Source organism: Pseudoalteromonas sp. bablab_jr010 (assembly GCF_016464105.1).
In the GTDB taxonomy this organism is placed as follows: domain Bacteria; phylum Pseudomonadota; class Gammaproteobacteria; order Enterobacterales; family Alteromonadaceae; genus Pseudoalteromonas; species Pseudoalteromonas simplex.
Window position 1 is genome coordinate 40,350 of the sequence record NZ_JACDWV010000051.1, and the last position, 11,899, is coordinate 52,248.

Genomic DNA, 11,899 nt, shown 5'->3' on the forward strand with positions numbered 1-11,899 from the left:
TAACCTCTTAAGGTGTGATTGACTGTTTTTGGGCAGAAAGGAATAAGTTGCTGACATAGTTGTTTCTTGAACTTGAAATGCCAACCCTTTTACTCTCAACTGCTGCAACAATCCAGTCTTCTTTCTTAATGGCGTTATTCATTTTTACATACTGCGTACGCAGCTTTGTTATTCCCAAATTAAAGACCATATCAAGTAATGCTTTCTGTACTGAATAGGGCATTAAATCAAAGCTTTTAGCGAAGCCATTAGACGTGGTGTAATATTTAGTAAGTTCACTATAGAATTTTAAAATGTGTTTTTCTTTTTGCGCTACTATATCATGGTCTTTCATAATTAAAGTTGTATGCAATTTGTAAAAATTTGCATTGCGACTAAAGCCATAGGGTTGCTTTTTTATCGAGTCATACTCAGCTTGCTTCTCAGCTAATGAAGCTAACACAAGCGTGTTGTTTGAATTATTTTTATACATGACAACTGATGCCATGGCTGCTTTGTTTTAAATTAGATGACCGATTCCCACAGTATCTAATCCTCTGGTATCAAGATACAAATGAGGAACTCGTCCTTCAAACTTCTCAGTATTTTTAATAACCTCTGTTTTTACGTTTGCATTTAATGGCATTAGATATTCCTTTCTTTACCTTTTATTTTATTAGGAGTTAATTTCAGTTATTAACAAGATTTAATATTAACTGGAAACTAACTTTTCAATTGTATATTGGGCTTATATTGGGTTCAGTTATTAATTTGATATTAATGCGAGGTTTGTTGAATCAATAAATGGGTGGCGTTATGTGTATTGTTATAAAATGCTAAATAGTAAATAAATGCAGGGTGGAATGCGATTTAAGTTGCAATTTAACATTTTTTAATGTGTACGTTACAGAACCTTTTGTAACCATGTTTTCTCATCTATTTTCAGATAAATTGCGCTAGTATTCTCAGAAGCCAATAATATCCCGTTAGGAAAAGAAGTTACTCTAAAATTAAATTTTTCTGTCTGCATTATTGAAAAAATAGAAACATATAAATCGTTTTTTGAAGCTTGAATATCACCCTTAGACTCTAAAATATTCAACATCATCTCGAATGCTTCATCTAGGCTCATTGATGAGTGTATAGTACTGGATGAAATTGCTTCAGCACCTCGACACTCTGAATAAAAAGTAGTTTCACCTAGTTGCATTGACTCTGCACATTGCTCTGCTTTTGCGCAGCCAATAGAAAGTAATGATAAAGAAAGTATTAAAGTGAATTTCAATTTAACGTGCATAATCTACCTCTATTCTCCAACCCCTCCACTGTGAAAAAATAATTTCAAGCATTTTAGGTGTTCGACTGAAGTTATCCAAGTTTGATTGAATAGTCAAAAGTGTTTTTATTTAACATGAGCTTTCAGCCGTCAGATAAAATAGAGGTGCGGGTCAGGCCGCGTTTTTTTGTTTTGAAAAGGCTATAAGACTTAGTGTTCTATGTTGAGTTTATTTCAACGCTGAAATTCAATTGAGGGTACTGAACCCTAAGTTTGAAATATGGTTTTTCAGCTTTCATTAAGTTAATGTCTTGGTGTGTAATACATAAATTAATCTACTGAAATAACTCAATAGGCAATTGAATTGAAGTTTAATCACATATACCAAGATGTTATTGTCAATGAAGTGAAGTTAAAACGCGCTGGGAGTGAGTTTCAAGTGTTTGTTACATTCCAAACTCAATCGGAGACTCTACATGTTGTACTTAATGGAGTCCGAGAGATTGATAATATTTCTGATTTGTTAGAAGCAAAACAACTTTGGCTCGAATATAGCGAATCTGATCAAGCTGAGTATGGCAAATTTACCCTAGGTATTTCACATGAGTTAAACGGAAATTTGCTTTGACTCATTAGGTTAAGAGCCTTGTAAGCTACCTCGGTATAAAAATAGTGCTTGGTAGCAATTGCTTACATTCTTATGTTGAGGAAAATAATGCTGCAAGAATTAGATAATTGGAGAAATTCAAAATCTAAAATTTTGACAATTGAAAAGCTCAAGGTGGTTCTCTCTGCTCAATTGGGTGAGCCAATTAAAGCTCAATACATCGAAATTAAAGGCAATGGCCTTATAGCAAGAGCAACACTTTGGGAAAATGGTAATCTTGTATTAAAAGCTATGTGTTGTCAGTCTGATAAGCAGGTAATTTTAAAACATCTGAATTCATGTGAGGCATGGCAAATTGACGATGAACTTAACTGGTGGTTGAGTCAAATTGTTATTTACGAACCTTCATAATCGATACAGTTGAGTAATTAGTCTTGGCTCAAAACTTACAGCTTAAAGCTTTGAACTTAAAGCTTGTTTTAAAGCCTACATTCATCCAATTTATGCTTTACTCATAAAGCCTTAAATGGATTTGATGATTGCATGAATTACTTAAAAAACTTTATAACTAAATTTGTTTTCATGATGCAGAAGCGGCCGGGGTTGATGGCGGTGTTGGCTTTTTGTAGTGGTGTGGCAAGCTATGTCTTTGTTGAAAGAAAAGAATCGTTTTCGCAGCTTATCTCTATTTTGTTATTAGTCACTTGGTTGTGGTTGTTAATAGATAACTGGCTAAGAGATAAAGTAGAGGAGCGTTTTGGTGTGGCGGTGTCGCCTAATGTGATGCGCTTTGCGCTGCAAGTTGTGCAGCAAGAAAGTTTGTTTTTTGCTTTACCATTTTTCTTAGCAGTGACAACCTGGGACCATGGTCAGGCCGCGTTTACCGCTTTAATTATACTTTGTGCATTCGTTTCTGTTGTTGACCCCCTTTATTATAAAAAGCTTGCAAGGCACAGTGTCTGGTTTAGTGTGTTTCATAGCTTTTCTTTGTTTGTCGTGCTGTCGGTTACCTTACCAATTTTATTAAAGTTAACGACCAGCCAAAGTTTTGAAATTGCACTAATAACAGCGGTTATTTTAACGGTCCCCAGTCTTGGCAATTTGATGCCCAATGCGAAATGGTGGCGTTTCCCGTTGTTGGTGTTATTGCTTTGTACATTAGGTGCTGGGCTTTGGCAATTACGTAGCTTTGTGCCACCTGCGGCACTGCGTTTAACCGATATGAGTATGTCATATCAGTTAGATGCACAGGCTCGTAAACCGCTTTCGCCAATAACAGAACTCACTGAGCAGAGCTTACATGAAAACGGTCTATATAGTTTTAGTGCGGTAAAAGCACCGCGAGGGTTAAATGAAAAAATTTTCCACGTTTGGGTGCATAATCGAAAAGAAGTTGACCGCATAGCCTTGGATATTTCTGGTGGTCGTAAAGAGGGCTATCGAGCGTGGAGCCATAAAACGAATTTCCCTGCTAATGCTGCAGGGAAATGGGTCGTCAAAGTGGTTACCGAGTCTGGGCAGCTGATAGGGCAAAGAAGGTTTGAGGTTTCAGAAGTTTAGCTGTCAGCTTTCAGCCGTCAGTTTTTAGCTGATAGTTTTAATACGGATTTTTCCCTTCACCTACCAACACACTGAATATTCTTAAATCTAGTTCTAGTTGATGATATTGCGGCTCCATGTGGCAGCAAAGTTGATAGAAGGCTTTGTTGTGGTCTTTTTCTTTAAAGTGAGCCAGCTCATGTACGACGAGTGCTTTGAGAAGTGGTTCAGGTGCGCGAAGCAGGTCGCTATTAATGGCAAGATCGTGTTTTCGGGTTTTACCTTGCATACGAAAAGTATGGGTGCCTAAGGCATTTGTGACCATATCGCCTTGTTTTTTGAATGCGGCACGACCAAAAGGCAGGGCATTTTTAAGGTAGCGCTTTTTTAGTTCAGTGGCGTAATTGTATAAAGCTTTATCGCTGGTAATGCTATGCGCATCAGGGTATTTGCCTTTAAGGTATTTTGCGGCCCTGTCGCCATTAAATAGCTGTAACACTTGCTCAATGATTTGAGGCGGGTAACCTTGAAAATAACGGCTGTAATCTTTCATGTTTTCTCTGATAAATCGGGCGCTAAAATAAACTGCTTTGGCTTGCTTCGCGTTCACCTATAAAAGGTGCAAGCACGGGGTGATTGTAACCTAAATCTTGGCAAAACTGTCTTGCTAAAAGTGGTGACTGGCGATTATCTGCGGTATGAAAAAACAAATAGGGTGATTTTCCTTCATCAAGCCACTGTTTTACTTTTTTCAGCCATGGCTGGTAATACGACTTGTATTCATGTTCAAGACTGGCAATCACAAAGCGCAGCATAGGCTGATTTCCTGTTGCAATGGCATGCACAGGTAAATAAGGCTTTTTCTTTTGCGCATCAATGAGTGCATCGGTATCGGCGGGAACAGCAAATAAAGCGCGGGTATCCATGCTGATGCGATCTATATTATTTTCAATTAACAGCTGATTTAAACGAATTTCAGCATCATCTTTATTAAAAAAGCCGGGGTGACGTACTTCTACACCGTAACTAAGTTGTTTGGGGAGTTGTGCAATAAAATTTGCAAGCAGGGGTAGGGCATCTGGTTCAAAGGCACGGGGTAGCTGTAACATAATTTGCCCCGTTTTAGCAAAAATTGGCTCAAATAAGTTTAGCCACGCATTAAGCTCACTAGTTATATTCGTCAGCTGTAATTCGTGACTAAAACGCCGATGAAACTTAAAAGTAAATTTAAAGTCTTCGGGTACCGCATCATGCCAGCGCAATAATGACTCATGACTTGGATCAGCATAAAAACTGGTGTTGCCCTCGACTGAATTAAAAGATTGCGCATACTCACTGAGCATGTCGGCGCTTTTACAGTGACTAGAGAGTAAATTTCCTTTCCATGCGGTGCTAGACCACTGCGGACAACCTAAATACAGCATTAAACCAACCAATAAATTTAAACTTTAGCTAGTGTATCAAAAGAAATGTTTGCTCAGAAGTCGAGGTATATATTTAGCCCCCGACAGGCACTGCTGGCACTCGCATTTTGCGATGGTTTGGGTATAATGCTCTGCCTTAAATGATTACTTTGTATAGTGGCTTTTGCTCTCAAAATAGCGAACTCTTAAGAGCAGGCGGCTATAAGTCTTTAACTGACAGGAATACTATGCGCTCTATATATTGCGGACAGCTAAATAAATCTCACGTAGATCAAGAAGTTGAACTATGTGGTTGGATCAACAAACGCCGTGACCTTGGTGGTCTTATCTTCGTCGATTTACGTGACAGAGAAGGTTTAGTACAAGTTGTTTTTGATCCTGAAGTAGAAGGATTAATGGATACTGCGAATAAACTACGTCAAGAGTTTTGTGTGCAGTTAAAAGGTGTTGTTCGCGCACGCCCTGATAGCCAAGTAAATAAAGACATGGCAACAGGTGAAGTTGAAATTTTAGGCACAAGCTTAACTATCATCAACCGTTCTGAGCCATTACCACTTGATTTTAATCAGCAAAACTCTGAAGAGCGCCGCTTAAAATACCGTTACTTAGATTTACGTCGTCTTGAAATGAGCGACCGTATCAAACTTCGTGCAAAAGCGAGCAGCTTTGTGCGTCGTTTCTTAGATGACAACGGTTTCCTAGATATCGAAACACCAGTACTAACAAAAGCAACACCAGAAGGTGCCCGTGACTACTTAGTACCTAGCCGTGTTCATAAAGGTAGCTTCTACGCTTTACCTCAGTCACCACAGTTATTTAAACAATTATTAATGATGTCGGGCTTTGACCGTTACTATCAAATTGTTAAATGTTTCCGTGACGAAGACTTACGTGCTGACCGTCAGCCAGAATTCACACAAATCGATTTAGAGACGTCATTCATGAGCTCTGATGAAGTGCGTGCAATGACTGAGAAAATGATCCGCGAAATGTGGCAATCATTACTAGACGTTGACTTAGGCGACTTCCCAGTAATGCCATACAGCGAAGCAATGCGTTTATATGGTTCTGATAAACCAGACCTACGTAACCCAATGCAACTTGTAGACGTTGCTGATTTAGTAAAAGACGTTGAGTTTAAAGTATTCTCTGGTCCTGCTAATGACGAAAAAGGCCGTGTTGCTGTATTAACTGTACCAGGCGGTGCTGAGCTTTCTCGTAAACAAATCGACGATTACACTAAATTCATCGGTATCTATGGCGCGAAAGGCCTAGCATGGATGAAAGTGAACGACCGTGCAGCGGGCGTTGAAGGTGTACAGTCACCAATCGCTAAGTTCTTAAACGAAGAGGTGATCAACCAGTTACTTGAGCGTACTAACGCACAATCTGGCGACATCATTTTATTTGGTGCTGATAAGCGTAACGTTGTAAACGAAGCGATGGGCGCGCTACGTCTTAAGATTGGTGTTGATTTAGGTATTACTGATCTTGATAGCTGGAAACCATTATGGGTAGTTGACTTCCCAATGTTCGAAGAAGACGACGAAGGTACATTGCATGCGGTTCACCACCCATTCACTGCACCGAAAGGTATTTCTCCTGAAGAGCTTGAAGCAAACCCAGCTGGTGCACTATCAGATGCATACGACATGGTATTAAACGGCTACGAAGTTGGTGGTGGTTCGGTACGTATTCACAATGCAGAAATGCAAGAAACAGCATTTAGAATTTTAGGTATCGAAGCGCAAGAGCAGCAAGACAAGTTTGGCTTCTTACTTGATGCACTTAAATACGGTACGCCACCGCATGCAGGTCTTGCGTTTGGTCTTGACCGTTTAGTTATGCTGTTATGCGGTACTGATAACATTCGTGACGTTATTGCTTTCCCTAAAACAACGCAAGCATCATGTTTATTAACAGATGCACCAAGCAAAGCAAATGCAGATGCATTAACTGAGCTTGCACTTGATGTTGTAGCGAAAGACGCTGAATAATTCATAATAACCTGAATTATAAGGCTTAATGAATAATAACCCTAAGGTGTATGCCTTAGGGTTTTTTTGTGCTTAAATGAATATTTGGTATGTTCTTCAAGGAAAGAGTATGAATATCAGTGCAACTTTTTTAGGTTATTTTGTACTTGTTCTGTTCCCACTGTTTGCCGCTATCAGCTATTTCTTAGGTAAGCGTAAAACCTCAACACCAATCGTGGTGGTCGTTATTGGTGGGTTACTAGGGCTAATTCCATTGTTTGGTCTTATTTTTATTGCTGTACTTGCGCTTAAACAAGATATTGAGACCACCGCGTGATTGCAAGCCATTCCCTTTATTTTGAGCATACCTTTGAAGCAAACCTTGCAGGGCAAACATTTTCGCATTGCGAATTTGAGCAATGTGAATTTATCGACTGTGACTTTAGCAATAGTCAGTTTGAAAACTGCCGGTTTATAGAATGTGAGTTTAAAAATTGTAATTTAGCTACGCTTGGGCTTAGATACACCTCGCTTGAAGAAGTAAGCTTTAAACAGTGTAAATTAACCAGTGTTCGTTTTACTGATGTTGATTGGCCGCTACTCGCCAGCCGTGCTCCAGTGAGTTTTGTTGGCTGTGAACTTAGCCACAGCAGCTTTTTTGAACTTAGTTTAAAAGCTTTAAAAATGCGTAGCTGTTTTGCCAAAGATGTTGATTTTAGACATGCAGATTTAACATCTGCTGATTTTACTGATACGGACTTTCGTGACAGTTTGTTTCAACAAACCAACCTCAGTAAAGCTAATTTTATTGGTGCCAGTCATTTCGCCATTGATATAACAGCTAACAATATCAGTAAGGCCAAATTTGAACGTTATGCCGCTTTGGATTTATTAGCAGGGCTCGATATAGAGCTGGTGGATTAAATATTATTACTAATTAAGGTTAAGGAAAGTTATGGATTTAAGCCCCATCACCTTAGAAGGTCAATTTGTTAAATTAGTGCCGTTAACGCTTGAGCACCGTGATGCTTTAGTAAACGCCGCTTCAGATGGAAAGCTTTGGGAGCTTTGGTTTACCTCAGTGCCCAATGAAGAACGTGTTGACGATTATTTAAATATGGCGTTTGAACAACAGTCACTTGGTCGCGCAATACCATTTGCTGTCATCGATAAACACACCGATGAGGTGATAGGCTCAACTCGCTTTTGTAATATCGACAGTAAAAACCGCCGTTTAGAAATTGGCTATACCTGGTATGCCAAGCGTTTTCAGCGTACTGGGGTTAATACTGATTGTAAAAAACTGCTACTGAGTTATGCATTTGAAATACTTAATGTGATTGCTGTTGAGTTTCGTACCCATTGGCATAATCAGGCTTCGCGCAATGCCATTGCTCGCTTAGGGGCGAAACAAGATGGGGTGCTTCGTAATCACCAAGTAATGGCTGATGGATGCGTACGCGACACCGTGGTGTTTTCAATTATTGATGGTGAGTGGCCTATGGTTAAACGTAGTTTAGAATTCAAATTAGCATGTTAAATATTAAAAAGCCGGCGCTATTGCTCGCTTTAACGCTTTGCGGGCAAACAGCCTTTGCAAATCAAACAGAGACACTGTTTGATACTGAGCGGGCACGCCATATTCCGGTGACCATTACAGCAGCCGATAGCAAATGCACGATAAAAAAGAAATGCCCCGTGGCGTTTATTGGGGCAGGCTACGGTATGGCACATACAGACTATCAATTTGCCCAGCAGGCCTTTCATCAGCATGGTTACTTAACGGTTGAAGTGGCTCATGAGTTAAAAGGCGATCCGAGTTTAAACCCTGAGCCACCCTACATGACCACACGCATGGAAAACTGGCACCGCGGTGTACAAACCCTTGAGTTTTTAGCTGTAGAACTTGCAAAGCGATATCCTGCGTATGACTTTAATCAGCTCACTTTATTTGGGCACTCAAATGGCGGTGATATTGCAGCGTTATATGCCGCTATTTATCCTGCTAAGGTGGCTAAGCTGATCACCCTTGATCATCGCCGTATGCTGACCCCAAGAAACAATAATATTGCTGTACTGACACTACGCGGTAGCGATTACCCAGCAGATGACAACGTATTGCTAACGCCGCAAGAACTTGCTATGTACCCAGTGACGCAAATTAAGCTTAAAGATTCGCGCCATAACGATATGTATGATGGTGGCCCAAAAGCGCTTGTAGAACGAATGAGTAAAGAGCTCAACGCATTTTTACTTGCTAATAAATAGCAAATGATTTGTTGCTTGATCTGTATCAAAGTTAAGGAGCTAAGCAAGGTTGAGCGGACATAAGTCCTTATGTTTTTACCTGTGTTTCTCTATCCTCGCGAAGCGCTATAATGAAGAAATGCTATGCTTAGCACAGACTTCTTGAACCTTATTCACTGGAAAAGACAAATGCAACATTTACCTACCGTTGATTATAAAGCGAGCGATGCGGCCGCTCAATTTGTTGAGTCACTAAGAAACACAGGTTTCGGTGTACTAAAAAATCACCCAATCCCTCAGTCATTAGTTGAGTCTATTTACAAAAATTGGCAAGAATTCTTTAATTCTGAGCAAAAGCACGAGTTTTTATTTTCAAAAGAAACACAAGATGGTTACTTCCCACCATCAGTGTCAGAAGTTGCAAAAGGCTTTACCGTTAAAGATATTAAAGAGTACTACCACGTTTATCCAAAAGGCCGCGTTCCAGCACAGCTAGAAGAAGAAATCCGTGAGTACTACCGTTTAGCGAATGAGTTTGCAGCAACATTATTAAGCTGGGTTCAAGCTGAAGCACCAGAAGAGGTGCGCGCTAAGTTCTCTATCGACCTTAAAGATATGATTGCTAACTCTGAGCAAACACTTCTGCGTATTCTTCATTACCCACCAATGACAGGTGATGAAGAGCCAGGTGCAATCCGTGCAGCAGCGCATGGCGACATCAATCTACTAACTGTATTACCTGCGGCAAATGAGCCAGGTTTACAAGTACAAAAAACAGATGGTGGTTGGTTAGACGTACCATGTGATTTTGGTAACCTGATCATCAATATTGGTGACATGTTACAAGAAGCGTCAGGTGGTTACTTTCCATCAACGATTCACCGCGTGATCAACCCAACGGGTAAAGCGTCAACGAAATCACGTATTTCGTTACCGCTATTCTTACACCCGCGTCCTGATGTTGTGCTTTCTGAGCGTTACACAGCAGACAGCTACTTACAAGAGCGTTTACGCGAACTTGGTGTCAAGTAAAGATTGGTTATACCCGAACCACCTTGAGGTGATTTGGGTATATAAGACAAAGCGGCATTTGAGCCGCTTTTTTTATGCCTGAAATTAGGCTGCTCAGTTCGCTATTAAGTGCTAGTTTGCAAATAATTCCATGCATTATTGACTATCCTAGGTATAATGCGCGCACTTCGCCGAATCGGCTGAAATTTTTAAAGAGAGATAGTATGAGTTTTGATGGGTTAGGTTTATCACCAGCTTTAGTAAATGCAGTTTTAGAAAAGGGCTATGAAGCACCAACGCCTATTCAATCACAAGCTATCCCTGCGATCATTGAAGGCCGTGATGTTATGGCCGCAGCGCAAACTGGTACAGGTAAAACAGCAGGTTTTACACTGCCGTTAATCGAGCGTTTGTCAAAAGGCCCTAAAGCCGGTGGCAATAAAGTACGTGCATTAGTATTGGCACCAACTCGTGAGCTAGCTTTACAAGTAAGCGAAAATGTTGAGCAATATGCTAAGCATTCAAATGTTAGCTCATTTGTTGTTTATGGCGGCGTTAAAATTAACCCGCAAATGATGCGCCTTCGTAAAGGTGTTGATATTTTAGTGGCCACACCTGGTCGTTTATTAGATCTGCACAATCAAAATGCTGTTAAGTTTGATGATTTAGAAGTGCTGATCCTTGATGAAGCAGACCGTATGCTTGATATGGGCTTTATTCATGACATCAAACGTATCATTGCTAAATTGCCTGCTAAACGTCAAAACCTGATGTTCTCAGCGACGTTCTCTGATGAAATTCGTGAACTTGCAAAAGGGCTCATTAATGACCCCGTTGAGATTTCAGTTGCGGCAAAAAACACCACGGCTAAAACGGTTACTCAATCTGTTTATGCGCTAGATAAACCACGTAAAACAGCATTGCTTAGCCACCTGATCCGTACTAACGATTGGCAGCAAATATTGGTATTTTGTCGTACTAAGCATGGTGCGAATCGTTTAGTTAAGCAGCTTGAACGCGATGATATTGTCGGCGCTGCCATTCACGGGAATAAATCACAAGGCGCTCGTGTTAAAGCACTCGAAGGCTTTAAATCGGGTGAAGTGCGCGTACTAGTTGCAACCGATATCGTTGCCCGTGGTCTTGATATTGTTGAGCTACCTCACGTTGTTAACTACGATCTACCAAATATTTATGAAGATTACGTACATCGTATTGGCCGTACAGGCCGAGCGGGTGCATCGGGTCATGCTATTTCGTTTGTAACAGTAGATGATGCCGACGATTTATATGGTATTGAGCGCTTTATTGGTGAGCTTATTCCGCGTGCAACCGAAGCAGGTTTTGAACCAAGCAAACCGGTTGCTGAAAAGCCGCTAGATACGCGCCCTATCAAGCCGAAAAAGCCAAAGAAACCGAAAAAGCCAAAAGCACCAGCTCAAGATGGTCAAGGTGCAGCAAAACCTGCACAAAAGCTAAAACCTAAATCGCAAAAGCGTCCTTCACAAGGTAAGTGGCAGGGTAAGGGTAAAGAGCAAGGCCAAAACCAAAAAGGCGCTAACAACGGGAATAAATCAAATAACACTAAACCAACAGGTAATAAACCTGCGGGTAATCGTCAGCGTGTATCGGGGCCATCTCGCCCAAGACGTAAGCCCGCTGCGGATAGTTAATAGCAGTAAAAACAAAAAACGCGCAATTGCGTAATGCTGATCAGTTAAGAATATTTTTATGATCACTTGACTGATCTTTTCATAGCTTCAAAATCCGATATTAGAAATAATATCGGATTTTTTATGTCTCTAATTCAGCACTTCGATGATATGTCCTCCTTTTTAGA

General features: G+C 40.4%; 15 protein-coding genes. 10 read left to right on the top strand and 5 right to left on the bottom strand.

All coding sequences use genetic code 11. The features are described 5' to 3' along the window. Positions 1-7: 7 nt before the first annotated feature. The 3 genes from JIG37_RS02890 to JIG37_RS02895 all read right to left on the bottom strand — a co-directional run bounded on the left by JIG37_RS02890 (position 8) and on the right by JIG37_RS02895 (position 1,276). Positions 8-487, bottom strand: a complete 480-nt coding sequence (locus JIG37_RS02890) for a hypothetical protein (protein WP_199528665.1) — start codon at positions 485-487, stop codon at positions 8-10. 12 nt (positions 488-499) lie between these two features. Beyond that, complete coding sequence (locus JIG37_RS22830; protein WP_267237894.1) at positions 500-625, bottom strand: hypothetical protein; 126 nt, start codon at positions 623-625, stop codon at positions 500-502. Between the two features lie 258 nt (positions 626-883). Then, the gene (locus JIG37_RS02895; protein ID WP_199528666.1) at positions 884-1,276 is read right to left on the bottom strand and encodes a hypothetical protein; all 393 of its coding nucleotides are present in this window, start codon (positions 1,274-1,276) and stop codon (positions 884-886) included. A gap of 343 nt (positions 1,277-1,619) precedes the next feature. On the opposite strand from JIG37_RS02895, the gene JIG37_RS02900 reads away from it, so the two are divergent. From JIG37_RS02900 to JIG37_RS02910, 3 genes are all read left to right on the top strand, one after another. Next, positions 1,620-1,883 carry a hypothetical protein gene (locus tag JIG37_RS02900; protein WP_199528667.1) on the top strand — a complete coding sequence of 88 codons (264 nt, stop codon included), beginning with the start codon at positions 1,620-1,622 and terminating at the stop codon, positions 1,881-1,883. A gap of 87 nt (positions 1,884-1,970) precedes the next feature. Further along, positions 1,971-2,273: a hypothetical protein gene (locus tag JIG37_RS02905; RefSeq protein WP_138599711.1), complete on the top strand. Its 303-nt coding sequence runs from the start codon at positions 1,971-1,973 to the stop codon at positions 2,271-2,273. Between the two features lie 132 nt (positions 2,274-2,405). Continuing rightward, on the top strand, positions 2,406-3,422 hold the full coding sequence (locus JIG37_RS02910) for a DUF5924 family protein (protein WP_199528668.1): 1,017 nt from the start codon (positions 2,406-2,408) through the stop codon (positions 3,420-3,422). 37 nt (positions 3,423-3,459) lie between these two features. On the opposite strand, the gene JIG37_RS02915 is transcribed toward JIG37_RS02910, so the two are convergent. Together JIG37_RS02915 and JIG37_RS02920 are read right to left on the bottom strand one after the other, a co-directional pair. Then, entirely contained in the window at positions 3,460-3,954 is a 495-nt protein-coding gene (locus JIG37_RS02915; protein WP_054551586.1) for a YgjP-like metallopeptidase domain-containing protein, read from the bottom strand. 22 nt (positions 3,955-3,976) lie between these two features. Then, complete coding sequence (locus tag JIG37_RS02920; RefSeq protein ID WP_054551585.1) at positions 3,977-4,825, bottom strand: DUF72 domain-containing protein; 849 nt, start codon at positions 4,823-4,825, stop codon at positions 3,977-3,979. 227 nt (positions 4,826-5,052) lie between these two features. Here JIG37_RS02920 and aspS point away from each other — a divergent pair, with 227 nt between their 5' ends. The 7 genes from aspS to JIG37_RS02955 all read left to right on the top strand — a co-directional run bounded on the left by aspS (position 5,053) and on the right by JIG37_RS02955 (position 11,732). Beyond that, on the top strand, positions 5,053-6,822 hold the full coding sequence (gene aspS, locus JIG37_RS02925) for an aspartate--tRNA ligase (protein ID WP_054551584.1): 1,770 nt from the start codon (positions 5,053-5,055) through the stop codon (positions 6,820-6,822). A gap of 109 nt (positions 6,823-6,931) precedes the next feature. After that, positions 6,932-7,138 (top strand): hypothetical protein, encoded by a 207-nt coding sequence (locus tag JIG37_RS02930; protein ID WP_054551583.1) that lies wholly within the window; start codon positions 6,932-6,934, stop codon positions 7,136-7,138. Beyond that, positions 7,135-7,725: a pentapeptide repeat-containing protein gene (locus JIG37_RS02935; protein WP_235373734.1), complete on the top strand. Its 591-nt coding sequence runs from the start codon at positions 7,135-7,137 to the stop codon at positions 7,723-7,725. The genes JIG37_RS02930 and JIG37_RS02935 overlap by 4 nt, the downstream gene beginning before the upstream one ends. A gap of 31 nt (positions 7,726-7,756) precedes the next feature. Beyond that, positions 7,757-8,341 carry a GNAT family protein gene (locus tag JIG37_RS02940; RefSeq protein WP_199528669.1) on the top strand — a complete coding sequence of 195 codons (585 nt, stop codon included), beginning with the start codon at positions 7,757-7,759 and terminating at the stop codon, positions 8,339-8,341. Next, positions 8,335-9,069 (top strand): alpha/beta hydrolase, encoded by a 735-nt coding sequence (locus JIG37_RS02945; RefSeq protein ID WP_054551581.1) that lies wholly within the window; start codon positions 8,335-8,337, stop codon positions 9,067-9,069. Before JIG37_RS02940 ends, JIG37_RS02945 begins: the two co-directional genes overlap by 7 nt. A 168-nt stretch (positions 9,070-9,237) precedes the next feature. Then, positions 9,238-10,080, top strand: a complete 843-nt coding sequence (locus JIG37_RS02950; protein WP_054551580.1) for a 2OG-Fe(II) oxygenase family protein — start codon at positions 9,238-9,240, stop codon at positions 10,078-10,080. Positions 10,081-10,283: 203 nt separating this feature from the next. Further along, a complete protein-coding gene (locus JIG37_RS02955) occupies positions 10,284-11,732 on the top strand; it encodes a DEAD/DEAH box helicase (protein ID WP_199528670.1) in 1,449 nt (482 codons plus the stop codon). Positions 11,733-11,899: the final 167 nt, after the last annotated feature.

What these genes read in the sequence shown, in the direction of transcription:
- JIG37_RS02910 (WP_199528668.1), top strand. Translation starts at nt 2,406, where the DNA reads ATGAATTACTTAAAAAACTTTATAACTAAATTTGTTTTCATGATGCAG.
- JIG37_RS02920 (WP_054551585.1), bottom strand. Translation starts at nt 4,825, where the DNA reads ATGCTGTATTTAGGTTGTCCGCAGTGGTCTAGCACCGCATGGAAAGGA.
- JIG37_RS02945 (WP_054551581.1), top strand. Translation starts at nt 8,335, where the DNA reads ATGTTAAATATTAAAAAGCCGGCGCTATTGCTCGCTTTAACGCTTTGC.
- JIG37_RS02905 (WP_138599711.1), top strand. Translation starts at nt 1,971, where the DNA reads ATGCTGCAAGAATTAGATAATTGGAGAAATTCAAAATCTAAAATTTTG.
- JIG37_RS02940 (WP_199528669.1), top strand. Translation starts at nt 7,757, where the DNA reads ATGGATTTAAGCCCCATCACCTTAGAAGGTCAATTTGTTAAATTAGTG.
- JIG37_RS22830 (WP_267237894.1), bottom strand. Translation starts at nt 625, where the DNA reads ATGCCATTAAATGCAAACGTAAAAACAGAGGTTATTAAAAATACTGAG.
- JIG37_RS02930 (WP_054551583.1), top strand. Translation starts at nt 6,932, where the DNA reads ATGAATATCAGTGCAACTTTTTTAGGTTATTTTGTACTTGTTCTGTTC.
- aspS (WP_054551584.1), top strand. Translation starts at nt 5,053, where the DNA reads ATGCGCTCTATATATTGCGGACAGCTAAATAAATCTCACGTAGATCAA.
- JIG37_RS02895 (WP_199528666.1), bottom strand. Translation starts at nt 1,276, where the DNA reads ATGCACGTTAAATTGAAATTCACTTTAATACTTTCTTTATCATTACTT.
- JIG37_RS02950 (WP_054551580.1), top strand. Translation starts at nt 9,238, where the DNA reads ATGCAACATTTACCTACCGTTGATTATAAAGCGAGCGATGCGGCCGCT.
- JIG37_RS02915 (WP_054551586.1), bottom strand. Translation starts at nt 3,954, where the DNA reads ATGAAAGATTACAGCCGTTATTTTCAAGGTTACCCGCCTCAAATCATT.
- JIG37_RS02955 (WP_199528670.1), top strand. Translation starts at nt 10,284, where the DNA reads ATGAGTTTTGATGGGTTAGGTTTATCACCAGCTTTAGTAAATGCAGTT.
- JIG37_RS02890 (WP_199528665.1), bottom strand. Translation starts at nt 487, where the DNA reads ATGGCATCAGTTGTCATGTATAAAAATAATTCAAACAACACGCTTGTG.